This is a genomic window from Priestia megaterium NBRC 15308 = ATCC 14581, assembly GCF_000832985.1.
In the GTDB taxonomy this organism is placed as follows: domain Bacteria; phylum Bacillota; class Bacilli; order Bacillales; family Bacillaceae_H; genus Priestia; species Priestia megaterium.
Map to the genome: position 1 here is coordinate 880,813 of NZ_CP009920.1, position 15,068 is coordinate 895,880.

At 38.5% G+C, this 15,068-nt stretch carries 16 protein-coding genes; 5 read left to right on the forward strand and 11 right to left on the reverse strand.

What is annotated here, in order from left to right; genetic code table 11:
- Position 1: 1 nt before the first annotated feature.
- The 3 genes from BG04_RS05135 to BG04_RS05145 all read right to left on the reverse strand — a co-directional run bounded on the left by BG04_RS05135 (position 2) and on the right by BG04_RS05145 (position 3,358).
- Positions 2 to 1,366: an aspartate aminotransferase family protein gene (locus BG04_RS05135; RefSeq protein ID WP_013084707.1), complete on the reverse strand. Its 1,365-nt coding sequence runs from the start codon at positions 1,364 to 1,366 to the stop codon at positions 2 to 4.
- Between the two features lie 262 nt (positions 1,367 to 1,628).
- Positions 1,629 to 2,321 carry a copper homeostasis protein CutC gene (locus BG04_RS05140; RefSeq protein ID WP_014458532.1) on the reverse strand — a complete coding sequence of 231 codons (693 nt, stop codon included), beginning with the start codon at positions 2,319 to 2,321 and terminating at the stop codon, positions 1,629 to 1,631.
- A 251-nt stretch (positions 2,322 to 2,572) separates the two neighbouring features.
- Positions 2,573 to 3,358, reverse strand: coding sequence for a polyadenylate binding domain-containing protein (locus BG04_RS05145; RefSeq protein WP_041907479.1), 786 nt, complete (start codon positions 3,356 to 3,358; stop codon positions 2,573 to 2,575).
- A 165-nt stretch (positions 3,359 to 3,523) separates the two neighbouring features.
- Between BG04_RS05145 and BG04_RS05150 the strand changes: the two genes are divergently transcribed.
- Together BG04_RS05150 and BG04_RS05155 are read left to right on the forward strand one after the other, a co-directional pair.
- Positions 3,524 to 4,951, forward strand: a complete 1,428-nt coding sequence (locus BG04_RS05150; RefSeq protein ID WP_080743229.1) for a cryptochrome/photolyase family protein — start codon at positions 3,524 to 3,526, stop codon at positions 4,949 to 4,951.
- Between the two features lie 239 nt (positions 4,952 to 5,190).
- On the forward strand, positions 5,191 to 6,396 hold the full coding sequence (locus tag BG04_RS05155; protein ID WP_034649316.1) for an ATP-binding protein: 1,206 nt from the start codon (positions 5,191 to 5,193) through the stop codon (positions 6,394 to 6,396).
- 36 nt (positions 6,397 to 6,432) lie between these two features.
- Here the strand turns inward: BG04_RS05155 and BG04_RS05160 are convergent, their stop codons facing one another.
- Together BG04_RS05160 and BG04_RS30925 are read right to left on the reverse strand one after the other, a co-directional pair.
- Positions 6,433 to 6,918: a metal-dependent hydrolase gene (locus BG04_RS05160; protein ID WP_013084711.1), complete on the reverse strand. Its 486-nt coding sequence runs from the start codon at positions 6,916 to 6,918 to the stop codon at positions 6,433 to 6,435.
- Between the two features lie 116 nt (positions 6,919 to 7,034).
- Positions 7,035 to 7,202: a hypothetical protein gene (locus tag BG04_RS30925; protein ID WP_013058761.1), complete on the reverse strand. Its 168-nt coding sequence runs from the start codon at positions 7,200 to 7,202 to the stop codon at positions 7,035 to 7,037.
- A gap of 124 nt (positions 7,203 to 7,326) precedes the next feature.
- Between BG04_RS30925 and BG04_RS05165 the strand changes: the two genes are divergently transcribed.
- Positions 7,327 to 7,569, forward strand: a complete 243-nt coding sequence (locus BG04_RS05165; protein WP_016765337.1) for a hypothetical protein — start codon at positions 7,327 to 7,329, stop codon at positions 7,567 to 7,569.
- A 36-nt stretch (positions 7,570 to 7,605) separates the two neighbouring features.
- Here BG04_RS05165 and BG04_RS05170 read toward each other — a convergent pair whose 3' ends face one another.
- From BG04_RS05170 to gabT, 3 genes are all read right to left on the reverse strand, one after another.
- Positions 7,606 to 9,030 carry an NAD-dependent succinate-semialdehyde dehydrogenase gene (locus BG04_RS05170; RefSeq protein ID WP_013084712.1) on the reverse strand — a complete coding sequence of 475 codons (1,425 nt, stop codon included), beginning with the start codon at positions 9,028 to 9,030 and terminating at the stop codon, positions 7,606 to 7,608.
- Between the two features lie 31 nt (positions 9,031 to 9,061).
- The gene (locus tag BG04_RS05175) at positions 9,062 to 10,432 is read right to left on the reverse strand and encodes a sigma-54 interaction domain-containing protein (RefSeq protein ID WP_034649314.1); all 1,371 of its coding nucleotides are present in this window, start codon (positions 10,430 to 10,432) and stop codon (positions 9,062 to 9,064) included.
- Positions 10,433 to 10,580: 148 nt separating this feature from the next.
- Positions 10,581 to 11,936, reverse strand: coding sequence for a 4-aminobutyrate--2-oxoglutarate transaminase (gene gabT / locus BG04_RS05180; protein ID WP_014458523.1), 1,356 nt, complete (start codon positions 11,934 to 11,936; stop codon positions 10,581 to 10,583).
- A gap of 276 nt (positions 11,937 to 12,212) precedes the next feature.
- Between gabT and BG04_RS05185 the strand changes: the two genes are divergently transcribed.
- Positions 12,213 to 12,638, forward strand: coding sequence for a DUF2621 domain-containing protein (locus BG04_RS05185; RefSeq protein WP_013058765.1), 426 nt, complete (start codon positions 12,213 to 12,215; stop codon positions 12,636 to 12,638).
- A 31-nt stretch (positions 12,639 to 12,669) separates the two neighbouring features.
- Here BG04_RS05185 and BG04_RS05190 read toward each other — a convergent pair whose 3' ends face one another.
- The 3 genes from BG04_RS05190 to BG04_RS05200 form a co-directional block, all read right to left on the reverse strand.
- The gene (locus BG04_RS05190; RefSeq protein WP_016765340.1) at positions 12,670 to 13,161 is read right to left on the reverse strand and encodes a CcdC family protein; all 492 of its coding nucleotides are present in this window, start codon (positions 13,159 to 13,161) and stop codon (positions 12,670 to 12,672) included.
- A 104-nt stretch (positions 13,162 to 13,265) separates the two neighbouring features.
- Positions 13,266 to 13,823 carry a DUF2179 domain-containing protein gene (locus BG04_RS05195; RefSeq protein WP_034649310.1) on the reverse strand — a complete coding sequence of 186 codons (558 nt, stop codon included), beginning with the start codon at positions 13,821 to 13,823 and terminating at the stop codon, positions 13,266 to 13,268.
- A 209-nt stretch (positions 13,824 to 14,032) separates the two neighbouring features.
- Positions 14,033 to 14,740 carry a cytochrome c biogenesis CcdA family protein gene (locus tag BG04_RS05200; protein ID WP_034649306.1) on the reverse strand — a complete coding sequence of 236 codons (708 nt, stop codon included), beginning with the start codon at positions 14,738 to 14,740 and terminating at the stop codon, positions 14,033 to 14,035.
- 139 nt (positions 14,741 to 14,879) lie between these two features.
- Here BG04_RS05200 and BG04_RS05205 point away from each other — a divergent pair, with 139 nt between their 5' ends.
- A complete protein-coding gene (locus BG04_RS05205; protein WP_013084718.1) occupies positions 14,880 to 15,056 on the forward strand; it encodes an aspartyl-phosphate phosphatase Spo0E family protein in 177 nt (58 codons plus the stop codon).
- The last annotated feature ends 12 nt before the right edge of the window (positions 15,057 to 15,068 follow it).

Here is a 15,068-nt window from a genome sequence, read left to right on the forward strand (position 1 = left end):
TTTATTTATTCACCCACTTCTCTTCTGCTGCTTTTATCGCTTCTTCAAATCTTGTCAACACTTCGTCGGTTTGTTGTTTCGTTAAAATTAATGGAGGAAGCAGACGAATAACAGCACCATGTCTTCCACCCACTTCTAAAATGACGCCTCTGTCGAAACATTCTTTTTGAATCAGCTTAGCTAACTCACCGTTTGCAGGATGACTGCCGATTTTATTAGCCGGCTTTGTTGCGTCTATGATTTCAACGCCCAGCATCAAACCTCTTCCGCGTACATCACCAATTGAGAATACTTGCTTTTGAATATGTTTTAGCTGACTCTGAATATAAGCTCCTAATTCATGAGCATGTGCAGGTAAGTTTTCTTGTTTTATAAATTGCAGAGTGGCTTGTCCTGTAGCCATCGCAAGCTGATTTCCTCTAAAGGTGCCGATATGTGCACCCGCTTCCCATTGATCCAGCTTTTTATCATATAGAACGACTGATAAAGGAAGGCTGCCTCCAATTGCTTTAGATAGCACTAATACATCCGGTTGAATATCAGCGTGCTCGAATGCATACAGCTTTCCTGTTCGTCCAATTCCAGTTTGAACTTCATCGACAATAAGCGGAATGTTTCGTTCTTTTGTGATTCTGCGAAGCTCTTTTAACCATGGAATCGGCGCCGGAACAGAGCCTCCTTCTCCTTGCACAATTTCTACTACAACACCCGCCGGAGTAACAATTCCGCTTTCAGGATCATCCAGCATATTTTCAATGTATGTACTAATGTAAGTGTGACCTTCAGCACCTACGCCAAACGGGCAGCGGTATTCATATGGATAAGGTAGAAAATGTGTATCGGGCACTAGCGCATGAATGTGCTTTTTGGGACTCGTTGTACCGCTGATGCTTAACGTTCCGTGCGTGGAGCCGTGATATCCCCCTTGAAAAGATAAAATCGTTCGGTTGCCGGTTGCTGTTTTTACAAGCTTCAAAGCCGCTTCAATTGCGTCTCCTCCAGTTGGACCGCAAAACTGTATTTTCGCTTTGTTTGCAAATTGTTCTGGCAAACTAGCAAATACTTCATCGATAAAAGCTTCTTTCACAGGCGTTGTTAAATCTAATGTATGTAAAGGAATAGATTTTGCTAAAACGTCTTGTATTGCTTCATGGACTACGTAATGGTTATGACCAAGAGCAAGCGTGCCGGCTCCTGCTAAACAATCAATATACTCTTTTCCATCCATATCCGTGATTACGGCGCCTTTTGCTTGTTTAATTGCAATAGGAAGGCGTCTAGGATAAGACCTTGCATTGGATTCACGTTCATTTTGCATAGCAAGCAGCATTTCGTTTGATGTAAGTTGTTTCGTTGACGTTGACATATCATATCCTCCTGTTTATTCAATTGATAATGATTTTCATTAACAATTACAACAATAAATGATAATGATTATCACTGTCAATGATTATTCTGAAAATATGAAATTATTCCTATTTCACTCTAAAGTCGAAAAAACACAGCATTTCTCTTATGTATCAAGGATTCACAGGGTTTTATGATGTTTTCCATTTAGGGAAAACCATGTAATAAGTCCCTTTCTGTTTCCAAATAAAAAAGTGCTACAATTCCTTGTAGCACTTCTGTTACTTTTGCTTATTCATCGTTTCTTTTGCAGCTTTTACACTCCTTGGGTCAAGCGGTTTCGTATATTGACAATTCACTCGAACCCCTGAACCGATACGAATTTCTTTCACGGGAGTAACGGATAAGAACGCTTGAAGATTTTCAGGTTTCAGCCCTTTTGTCCCGATTAAAATAATATCTTTATCTTTCATTCTTCTTAACAGTTTTTTAATATGAGGAATACCGTTTAGTGCACTTTTATCCGCTCCTGAAGTCATGACACGCTGAATTTGCTTATAGCTTAAAAGCGTTTCAAGCGCCTTTTCTTGATCACTGATTTCATCAAATGCTAAGTGGAACGTTACGTTCATTTCTCCTGCCGCATCCAGCAGTCGCTTTAAAGCTTGCTCATCGATAATTTTGTCCTCTGTTAAACAGCCAATTTCAATTCCATCAATGCCAATTTCTCTTGCATAGTGAATATCTTCAATCATTGTTTGCAAATCGTCTTCATCATATTGAAAAGATTGATTATGTGGACGAATCATCACAAATATTGGGATATGTATCGTTTCTTTCACTTTTTTCATCAAACCGTAGCTTGGGGTTAAGCCGCCTTCTCCGATTCCAGTTACAAGACTTATACGATCGGCACCATGTTCCTGGGCAACTTTAGCATCATGTAAGGTTGCAGCTGTGACTTCTAATATCATTCTAAAAACACCCTTTCCCCTTTAATATAGAGCTTTTGCCTTCTTTTCCCTGTATTTATACTTAAAAAACTCTACCAAACTCTCTTATGTAAGAAAACACCCAAAAGATGTGATTAATATTTGCAAAAAATTGAATGTCATGGAAAAAGAGTAAGAACTATTCTTTTTCTCATGACGTTTCAATTAATAAAATTCTATATTTATACTAAAGATCCAAAAATACATCCCTTTTATCTAGGGTAAAGGATTTATTAAAAAGAGCGTGGATTTGTTTGTTGCATGAACATCCACTCATTTAAAGAATGAGGCTGCTGATGACCAACGGGTGCTGAGAAATCGCGACATCCGCAATCATGCATCGGCATTTGACCCATTCCTCCTTGCATTGGCGGCATTCCTCCTTGCATCGGCATTTGACCCATCCCTCCGTACATTGGCGGCATTCCTCCTTGCATTGGCGGCATTCCTCCTTGCATCGGCATTTGACCCATCCCTCCGTGCATTGGCGGCATTCCTCCTCCTTGCATCGGCATTTGACCCATCCCTCCGTGCATTGGCGGCATTCCTCCTCCTTGCATCGGCATTTGACCCATCCCTCCGTGCATTGGCGGCATTCCTCCTTGCATCGGCATTTGACCCATCCCTCCGTGCATTGGCAGCATTCCTCCTTGCATCGGCATCTGGTCCATTCCTCCGTGCATTGGCGGCATTCCTCCTTGCATCGGCATCTGGTCCATTCCTCCGTGCATTGGCGGTAGCTCTCCGTACATTGGCATTTGAGCCATATCTTTTTGCATCGGTGGCATTTCGCCTTGCATCGGCATTTGATTCATTCCTCCATGCATCGGCGGCATTACATCTTTCATCGGCGGCATTTCTCCGTACATTGGCATTTGTTTTGTGCCTTCTTGCACCGGCATTGCCTGCATTTCTTTTGCAGAAGGCATAGGCGGCATTTTAGCAGGTTTAGGTGCTGCTTGCATATATGGATTGGATATCGGTTGTCCGGTTTGTTTCATTCCATACGAATTTCTCATTTTTAAGGGCTCCTTCCCATTCTCTTACTCTGTTTACGTTATTCTTTTTACCATCAATCTGAAATTCGTCCATAAGAAAATAGGCCTTCTACACATTCAAAATTGTAGAACGTATAAGAAAAAAGCTATAATCGAGGCAAATTGCAGATAGAAAGGTGGCACATGATGAATAAAACCATTATCGTATGGATTCGAAAAGATTTTCGGCTGGTTGATAACCCATCTCTATTTCACGCAGCTAAAGAAGGAATGGTTGTACCTGTTTATATCCATGATGACTATGAAGAAAGCTCAATGGGAAGTGCAAGTAAATGGTGGCTTCACCATGCGCTGAATGACTTTAAAAACTCGATCGAAAAAATACAAGGAACGCTGATTGTACAAAAAGGAAACCCTAAAGATGTGTTACAAAAACTACTCCATGAAACGAATGCCCAAGATATTTATTGGAATAGACGCTATGAACCACATGTGCTAAAAAGAGATAAAGAGCTTCAAGCTTTTTTTTCAGAGCAACAAATAAATATTCGCACATTTGAGGGGTTTCTCCTTCATGAACCTTGGAAAATCACAAAAGAAAATGGAGATCCTTATAAAGTGTTTACAGCTTACTATAAAGCTTCTCAAAAACATTCCGTATCTTCTGCTGTAAAAAAAGTTACTTCCATACAGGCTTCCTCTAAACCCGTTGAATCTCTTTCAGTCTCAGATCTCGATTTGCTTCCAAGCATACCGTGGGATAAAACGATTAAGTCGACGTGGGAAGCTACGGAAAAAGGCGCTATTGATGTGTTCAAAACGTTTTTAAAGAATAAGCTGCTTCATTATGAAAAAGGACGAGATTTTCCTGCTGAAGCATTAAATTCATGTCTATCTCCTTATTTCGCTGCAGGACAGCTCTCAGCTCGAGTTCTTTATCATTATTTGAGAACTAAAGTAGAAAAAGTACGTTCTGATGCTTTTGAACAGCAAGCTGAAATGTTTATTCGTCAACTTATATGGAGAGATTTTGCTTATCAGCTGCTTTATCATTTCCCGCACACTACAACTGAACCGCTTAATGAAAAATTCAAGCAATTTCAGTGGGCTGACGGCAATGAAGAGCTTCAAGCTTGGAAAAATGGAAAAACCGGCTATCCCCTTGTCGATGCCGGAATGCGGGAGCTGTGGGAAACAGGTTTTATGCACAATCGAGTTCGAATGGTAGCTGCTTCCTTTTTAGTAAAGCACCTTTTAATTCATTGGAAACACGGAGCAAATTGGTTTTTTGATACCTTAGTAGACGCAGATTTAGCTAATAACACAATGGGCTGGCAGTGGGTTGCAGGCTCGGGAGCAGACGCCGCGCCATATTTTCGTATTTTTAATCCAATTACTCAATCAGAAAAATTTGATAGAGAAGGAGAATATATTAAAAAGTGGCTTCCAGAGCTTAAGCATATTCCTTCTTCTTATATTCATAAACCTTGGGAGGCCCCAGCAGACGTATTAGAAAAAGCAAACGTTACGCTTAATAAAACATATCCGACTCCAATTGTCGATCATAAAGCAGCTAGAGAGCGAGCGCTAGAGCATTATCAGCCTATCAAATAAGAGGTAAATCACGCCTCTTATTTGATAGGCTGAATTTTTTAAATGTTTAAAAATTCCATTTCGCATCTATTTGCAACTAAAAACATGTATTTGAAATCTATTTATAGGGTTTTCAAGCCCAGTTTCCCTCTCTATAGCACATTTGATTTTTCATATTTTTTCCTATAATTTGAATATATAATAATGATTATATATGCTTGAGAACTCTCTCATTGCATAGATCTGATTGGAGTGATTCGATGCCCGTTTGTCCTTCTTGTAACTATAAGGAAGACTATAATTTTTGCAGAATGTGCGGCACTCAAGTTCGGCACACCTTCACGAACCAAGAAGATCAGCTTTTTTATCCATTAAAAGATCGAATCATGACGGATGACAATGAACCAAAGCATCAAGCTATTTTATCTCATACCCATGATTTAGTATGTGCTATTACTGGAGATGGCATTTATGAATACGCTTCTCCTTCTTACGCTAAAACTTTAGGCGTTTATCCTGATGAGCTTATTGGACAACATGTGCTTATCAATGCGTATCCTGAAGACAAACACCTAATCTCGACTATTTTAGCTAACATGAGCAAAACAAAAGATGCCTCCACATTTGAATACCGAAAGTTTCACGTGAATGGCACCATCGTTTTATTAGAATGTAAAGGCGCTCCAATTATCACATCCACTGGAGAAATCGAAGGGTTTGTATTTGTCTCACGAGACGTAACAGAAAAAAGACAAGCAGAGAAAAAGATCCGAAATTCAGAAAAACTTTCTGTCATTGGTCACCTTGCTGCAAGTATCGCACACGAGGTTAGAAATCCTTTGACAACCATTAAAGGGTTTATACAACTGTTCAGTGAGACACAGCAGCCGAAAAAAACAATGATTTATCGAGATCTCATTCAGCATGAGCTCTCGCAAATTGAACATATTATCGCAGAATTTATGAGTTTAGCTAAACGAGAGTACGCATATACAGAAAGCCTTGTTATGACAGACTTGCTAGATGAGGTATTAAAGCAATTTGAACCGGTTACTGGAGTCAAAAATATCCACATCATTCGCCATTATCCAAAAGAACATCCCCTGCTCATTAGTGGGCAAAAAACACAGCTAACCCAAGCATTTATTCATATTATACAAAATGCCATTGATTCGATGGAAAGTGGCGGCAAGCTGACTGTATCGATTAAAAAAGCAGCTAGAGAAACGCTATGTATTGTGATAAAAGATAGCGGATGTGGAATTGACTCAAAGCGTATCTCTCATATAGGAGAGCCTTTTTATACAACAAAAGAACGAGGAGTAGGCCTGGGACTAACCATTTGTAACAAAATTATTAATGAGCATAATGGTTTTTTTCACGTATCAAGCGAAGAAAATGACGGCACAAGCATTACCATTACCCTGCCTATGAAAACGCCTGAACTTTATGTGGTAGAAGTGTAAAAGAAGCCATCTGAGTAAATCAGATGGCTTCTTTCTTTAAAACAGCTGGGTGTACAGCTGATACTTATAAAGCATATAAAAACTTCCTATCACTGCCAGGTAAAAGATGAGAGTCTCTGCTCCACCACCTGTTTCATATGTTAAAGGAGGCTTAAACTTCTTCTTGCTAAGAGGAGAGAAAAAAGGTACCCCTCGTTTAGAAAAGAAATCTCCAAGAATATGAAAAGCGTATCCATAGGCTATCCCTAATGTAAAATCGTTGTTATACATCGTATGTAAATAAAAAATAAGTCCACTTGCAAGAATAGAATGCGTAATACCTCGGTGTCCAAAAATAGATTTAATGACTTTTGCGAGACCAAGAGATCTTCTACCAATATATGAATTTGGTTCATCAATATCAGGAAGCAGCGCTCCAATCGCAATGCCTACAACATAAGGAAATGTAAACGAAGCGTCTCCTGTTATAGCCACACCGGCACCGGCAGCAATCGATGTTGCAATATGTGTGTGATATCTCAAATATGCCACCTTCTTTCTTTTTCAACTTAAGGCAAGCACCGTGACCAAAATCATACATATGTTCGCCCAACGTTAACTATAAGTGAAGGTGGTAAAAATGTCAAAATAATCTATAGTTACGTAAACTGCAGACCGACTAACCCGATAAGCATCACAAGAAAACTAATAAGAGTACCCTTTCCATTTTTCTTTGCTCTTCCATCTTTTTTGACAATGGAATAAATCCACGTACTCGAATACACGGCGAATCCAAGAAAACCAAATAACGTGATATATGTAAACATGCCGAAACTCCTTTGCTTGTCATTACTATTAACTATACGAGATTTTATAAAAAAAAACAAAGTAGTATGACGGCTTGTTTAATATCTCTTTCTTTTTCTTATACTAAAAAGAGGAGGGATGGCTATGCACCAAAAGCAGTTGGAAGATATATTTGACTTTTATGGACTGAGCGAGGTTTATCGAGGCAAATTTGAAGATGTTGAACACCACTGGTTATTTAAAGACGCCGAGCCAACTATACTAGAAGATTTTTTTAATTCTCACGATTGCGAAGACCTTGAATGCTGTACTCTAGAAGAATTTTGTTTTTTATTCATGAATTTTCAATCAATCCATGCACAAATTCCCCACGTGTACTATTACTAAAAAAGTGATTTCGCAGGAAAGCGAAATCACTTTTTATTAAAAGCCTAAAGAAATATATTTTACTTCCAAATATTCTTCAATTCCGTAATGTCCGCCTTCACGTCCAAGTCCACTTTCTTTAAAGCCGCCAAACGGCGCTTGTGGTGTAGAAGGTAGTCCATCATTTAACCCTACAATACCATATTCTAAAGCTTCAGCAATACGAATAGCTTCTGAAATATTTTCAGTGAACACATAGGCTGCTAATCCGTAAGGAGAGTTATTTGCACGGCGAATAACTTCTTCTTCTGTTTGATACGTCGCAATTGGAGCAATTGGTCCGAATGTTTCTTCGTACATACAAAGCATGTCGTCCGTTGCACCATCTACAACCGTAGGCTCAACAAAAAGCCCGCTTCCCTCTTCGCGTACAGCCCCTCCAGTTAAGACATTTCCACCCTTTGCTACAACATCATCTAAGTGGCGCTTTACTTTTTCTAACGCTTTTTCATCGATTAAAGGTCCGATATCCGTACCTTCTTCTAAACCGTTTCCGACTTTCAGCTGACTAACAGCCGCTGCAAACTGCTCTGCGAACGGTTTAGCAATAGACTCGTGCACGTAGATGCGGTTTGTACATACGCATGTTTGACCAGCGTTACGGAATTTAGAAGCAATTGCATTTGTTACTGCTTTGTCTAAATCAGCATTTGCTGTTACGATAAACGGAGCGTGTCCGCCTAACTCTAAAGACACTTTTTTAACCGTATCAGCTGCTCCGCGCATTAACAGTTTACCTACTTCTGTAGAGCCCGTAAACGATAGTTTACGTACGCGTCCATCTTGAAGCCACGCTTCTCCAATCGCTTTTGCATCTCCCGTAACTACATTAATTACGCCTTTTGGAATACCCGCTTCTTGTGCAAGCTCTGCTAGTCGAAGAGCCGTTAGTGGCGTTTGTTCTGCGGGTTTAATAACCGCTGTACATCCAGCTGCTAAAGCTGGGGCTACTTTACGCGTAATCATAGCTGCCGGGAAGTTCCAAGGTGTAATAGCTGCCATGACTCCCACAGGCTGCTTATGAGCAAATAATCGTTTATTAGGAGAAGAAGCTGGAATTGTTTCTCCGTAAATGCGTTTGCCTTCTTCTGCGTACCATGAAACAAATCCGTTGGCATAGCCAATTTCACCTTTTGCTTCTTTAAGAGGCTTACCTTGCTCAACTGTCATTATTTCAGCAAGTTCATCCGTGTGTTCTTCGATCAGCTGATGCCATTTAAATAATAATTTACCGCGCTCTTCTGCTGTTTTTTTAGACCATGTTTGAAACGCTTCATAGGCAGCATCTGCTGCTAGCTTTGCTTCTTTTTCTCCACCTTTTGCAACAGCAGCCACTACTTCATTTGTTGCTGGATTTACCACTTCATATGTATCATTTGCTGAAACAAATTCTCCGTTAATATATAAGTTTGCTTGCTTCATATTTCTTCACTCCCTGCTTAAATTTATCTACTCAATATTCTGTGCTGTCCGAAACGTACTTTCGAATTTTACGACTGGCTTGCGATTGGCTAATACCAAGCTGTTCTGCTACTTTGTAAGACGACCTATGCTGTTCAAACGCCTTGATGACCATTTCTTTTTCCACATGTTCAATCATTTCAGGAAGCGTATGCACAGGTGGGTCGATAGCAAACTCTTTTGCAAATGGCAAGTCTTTAAGCGTAATCATTTCTTCTCCTGTAACAACCAGGCGCTCAATGATATTTTCCACTTCGCGAACGTTTCCTTTCCATTCCTGTCCTAAAAATGCATCTAATGCCTTTGGTGATAAGCGTACATTACGTTCATATACCGTATTAAAATGATGAAGAAACTGATAGACAAGAGGCAGAATATCTTCTTTTCGCTCTCGTAAAGGTGGAATCGTAATTGGCACCACGTTAAGTCGATAGTACAAATCACGTCTAAACTTTCCTTCTTCGACCATTTGTTCTAGATTTTGATTCGTAGCAGCAATAATTCGTACGTCTATTGATACTGCTCTTGTTGAACCCACGGGACGAATTGTACGGTCTTGCAGCACATGGAGCAACTTACTTTGTGCTGAAAGAGAAAGTTCACCAATCTCATCTAGAAAAAGCGTGCCTTCGTTCGAAAGCTCAATGATCCCTTTTTTCCCTTCTCGAAATGCTCCAGTGAACGTACCGCCTTCATAGCCAAATAGCTCTGATTCAATAAGCTGTTCAGGAAGCGCTGCACAATTAAGCTCATGATACGGCTGCTGTTTTCTTGTACTAAGCTGGTGAAGCAGTTTTGCCACTCTGCTTTTTCCTACCCCTGTTTCTCCAAGTAAAAGAACGGTTGTATTTACAGAAGCAACTCGTTGAATGGTTGAAAAAACTTTTTTCATCGCTTCACTTTTTGTCACGATGCCTTCTAAATCCACGGCTTCGTTTAACTCTTTTTTATAGTTTTCAAGCTGTTCTTCCATCTCTTCTACTTTTCGTTTTAATTCCATTAAGTCTGTGAGATCCCGAGAATAGCTAATAACGCTTTTTAAATGCCCGTCGTTTGTAAATACCGGCCTTGTCCGCACATGAAGATACCGGCCGGAGTTTGTTTTTTGAACCAATTCAATTGCTTGATTAGATTCAATCACTTTTAGCGTGGCCGAAGGATAAAAAATCCCCATTTCCTGCAGTTCTTTTACGTGCTTTCCAATAAAATCTTCCACTTTCAAAGCATAGTTTTTTTCACACTCTGAATTTACAACTAACACATATCCATTTGCATCAGTTACAAAGATTTCATCAAATGATGACTCAAATATATCGTAAAGTTCGTCGTTAATTTGCTGAATATGCTTTTTATGAATGGTCATTTGAATCACCTTTTCGTCAAAAAATAATTATTATTTTATTTTATCAGAAAATGAAAAATCTATAAATAGAGTGTCCAAACATACCTATTCTTTGCGATTCATGAAGAATGAGTGAAGAGTTCTCTCTTCACTCATGTCTCAATTTCACTTACACTTCAACCGTTTGCTGTACGCTTGCTTCTAGTGCTGCTTCAAAAATAGCTAAGCCTTCTTCCAGCTGCTCATCTGTAATAACAATCGGCATTAAGATACGAAGAACGTTTCCAAATACTCCTGCGCTAAGCAGTAATAATCCACGTTTGTTTGCTTCTTTTACGATACGCTGTGTGAGCTCTTTGTCTGCTTCTTTTGTTTCACGGTCTTTCACAAGCTCAATCGCAGACATTGCTCCTAATCCGCGGATATCACCGATACAGTCATATTTTTCTGCTAGTTTTTCAAATCGTGATGTTACCACTTTTCCAAGGTACTCACCGCGTTCGTTTAGCTTTTCTTCTTCAATGATATCAAGTACAGCTAAAGCTGCTTCACATCCAAGAGGACTTCCGCAATACGTTCCGCCAAGCTCACCAGGATTAGATTCATCCATGATTTCAGCACGGCCAATGACACCGCTGATTGGTACGCCAGCTCCTAATGATTTTGATACCGTAATTAAATCAGGCTCAACGTCAAAATGTTCAATACCGAAGTAGCGGCCTGTACGTGCAAATCCTGCTTGAATTTCATCTGATACAAATAAAATTCCGTGCTCTTTACATAATTGATACACTTCTTGCACAAAGCGTTTACCTGGAACAATGAAACCACCTTCGCCTTGAATCGGCTCCATTACAACAGCTGCAATCGTTTCCGGTGCTACTTCTGTATTTAAGAAGTTTTTGAATTCTGTAATCATGAAATCTTCGTATGCTTCAACTGATAACCCTTGTGGACGGCGATACTCATAAGGATATGGAGCTTTGTATACTTCAGGAGCAAACGGTCCAAATTCATATTTATATGGTTTTACTTTACTTGTCATTGTCATTGTCATTAATGTACGGCCATGGAAACCGCGGTTAAAGGAAATAATTCCTTGGCGCTTTGTATATTTACGAGCAATTTTCACTGCGTTTTCTACAGCTTCTGCTCCGCTATTTAAAAGTAATACTTTCTTGTCAAATTCACCCGGTGCAATTGCTGCTAATCTTTCTGCAAGCTCTACGTATGACTCATACATCATTACGTTAAATCCCGTGTGAATAAAACGGTCTACTTGTTTGTGAAGCGCTTCTTTTACTTTTGGATGACTGTGCCCTACATTGATTGTGCCAATTGCGCCTACGAAATCAATAAACGTATTGCCATCGACATCTTTAACGATCGCCCCTTCAGCCGTATCAGCAAATGTCGGAATGCCATAACTTACACCTTTCGGAATGGCACGGTGTCTTCTATCTAATAATTGCTTTGCATTTTCTCCCGGTAAATTTGTTGCTACTTTGCTAAAAGTTTGACTCATTTTTTATCTTCCTCTCATATTAAATAATTCTTCAATTAGTTTATATGCAAAAAACGTGCCAACTTTTAAAAAGCTGAAAAATAAGCATTTTTAGATAATTCTAACGATATTTTACTCATCAATAAGTCTATATAAACTTATTGATGAGTCAATAAAGACTTTCCTCTCGCATAAAGTACAGGAATTTTATATTGCCATAAAAGGAACAAGGCTTTTATAATAAATGTATAAATATAGTAATGTTAGGATTGACCTCTTTATAAAGGAGTGAAAAATATGCTAGAGGGCTGGTTTTTATGGGTTATTTTATTTTGGGTGGTCTTTTTAATGAGCATGTTTGCTATCGGCGGATTTTTTATGTTCAGGAAATTTTTAAAGCGCTTACCAAAAGAAGACGGCATGTCTGAGCTTGATTGGCAAGATCACTATCTTTCCAAAACCGTCCACCTTTGGTCAGCGGATCAAAAGCAGCTATTAAACGTTCTTGTTGAACCAGTACCTGAACTATTTCGCGATGTAGCCAAACAAAAAATCGCGGGAAAAATTGGGGAACTCGCAATTGAGGAACAAGCAGCCTCTATAACGGAAGACTTAATCGTACGTGGATACATTTTAGCTACGCCTAAACGTGATCATAAATTTTTATTAAAAACATTAAAAAAGCAAAAAATAGATGCCGTCCCTTATCAGCATTTATTTTAAACTAAAAAAGGTGGCTGCGCAGCCACCTTTTTTAGTTTAATATCGTTGTATTCCCAAGACGATCATTATGCAGCTTTCGTTCGAGCTTTTTGTACGATGTGTACATAGCAATGCGCCACGGTACAATCATACCAAATGCTAAAATCCAGAACATACCGCCAAGCTGGCCAACATCAATTGAAGAACTTAAATATATTTTCATTGCAATTCGAATAATAAGCAAACCAATAATAATGAATGCAAAAGCTTTTGAACGCTTCAAGTAAATATGATCGTCACGAATTTCAAATTTAGACGTTTTAATTAACAGGATTGAGAAAATCATGCCTGCTATTAACGCCTCAAGCAGTTCTGCACCCGTTACTCGAAACATTGGAAAGATAAACATTAATGCTCCCGTACTCATAAAAAAAGGCGGAAGTATAATTTTTTTTGCATTCGTTGGTTTATCAGCAGCTTTCATTCGAATAACTAATATGAAAGAAGCCATAAAAATTGCGACAAGTGTTGAAGCAATAACCAATGAAATCCTTCCTTTACTATAGTTTAGTGTTTGCTTATATTATAATCCAAAAAACATCAGAAGTAAAAGTGCAACAAAAAAACAAAAGAGTGTCTCTTCTGTTTTTATTTAGTAGAGGTAAGATCCGCTTTTGCTTTTTGCTTTTGTTTTTGCTTTTTCATTGATTTTAGTAAGAACCCGCCTTTAAATTTACGCGGCTCGTACGAAATAATGAAAGCACGAGGCTCATATTCTTCAATGAATGCTAATAGCTCTTCTTCTCTACTTCTTTTTGTTAAAATGTCCAATCTATAGCGTGCACTGTCTCTTCCTTCTCCTTGGTAAACAGTAACACCAAAACCTTCCTGTCGAAGGCGGTTAATTAACTCTTCATTTTTGGTCATAAGGTTAACTAAGAATGTTGTATATCCGATAGCAAGTCTAGATTCGATATAACTTCCAAGAATAATTCCCACTCCAAACCCAACTGCATATACAACCATAGCAAGCGTGCTTTGATCTCCTGAAAATACAAGAGATAAGCCGAATACATAAATTAACGCTTCAACAAATCCAAAAACCGAGGCATACATACTCATACCTTTGACTAAAAAAATTGTGCGCAGCGTCAAGATCGGTACATAGATCAGTTGCAAAAGCAAGATTAACAAAATATCTTTCAATTTATACACCTCTTTTTAACAATTAAAAATATGACGATTTCATTGTATCACTCCGTATTTATAGAAGATATAGTAAAAAAATTTTTTTCTATATATTTTTTACATCATATTCTTGTATATTTCCTAAGAGCAAAAGTAACTATTTTATCTTTTGAAAAATAAAAAGAATCTGCCAATTATCAGATTCTTTTTTTTATCATCTTCCCTTTTTAAAAGCCCGTAAACCCTCCAAATACGCTCGTTGTATAAATAATAATTTTTGTCATCCAGTCAAAATACAAAATAAATCCCATACCGATCATTGCATATCCGCCAACTTTCATCATAGAATTCATATGTTTTTTTAACCAGTTCATTTTCCCGATAAAAAACGTCATAATAAAAAATGGAATAGAAAACCCAAGTGAATAAGCTATCATATACAAAAGACCGGAGCCTGGGTTTGTCGCTGCAAGGGCCATAACTGATACTAAAATAGGGCCCGTACACGGAGTCCAGCCGGCAGCAAAAGCCATACCAATAAAAGAAGAACCTAAGAGTCCAGCCGGCTTATTTGCGAATTTAAGCTTGTGTTCCTGCATAAGAATTCGAGGCTTAAAAATTCCTAGTACAACTAGACCAAAGAAAATAATAAGAATAGCGCCAATCTGCCGAATTAAATCCTTATAGTTAAAAAACCACTGACCAATAAAAGAAGTAGCAAAGCCAATCATAATGAAAATAACAGAAAACCCCAATAGAAAAAATGCTGTGTGAATAAAAGCTTTGCGCTGATGTGACTTAGCGCCTTCCTTTAGCTCGCTAACTGACACTCCCGTTATGTACGATAAAAAAGCTGGGTACAAAGGCAAACAGCAGGGTGAAATAAACGATAAAAACCCCGCGCCAAATGCCAAAAACAAATTTAAATCTCCCACATTTCCCACTTCCCTTTTTTGTTCTTTTTGTTCTTTTTCGTTACCATTTTGTAACCAAATTGTCTTATCTCACTTCTTTCAAATAGTACCATTATCTTGTATAATTAGGTAAACGACTTGTTAGAAGGGATACATAGCATTGGCCAAAAAAGATATTCTATTAGCGATTGAAAAGAAACGAGAAGAACTCATCCGCATAGTCCGAGTAAGTGGATTAAACTCTCCACCTGCTATTAAACATAGTCAAGAATTAGATCATTTATTAAACGTTTACAATGAATTCCCTGCTCAAACAACAGAAACAACCTCTTCATGAAGGTTGTTTCTT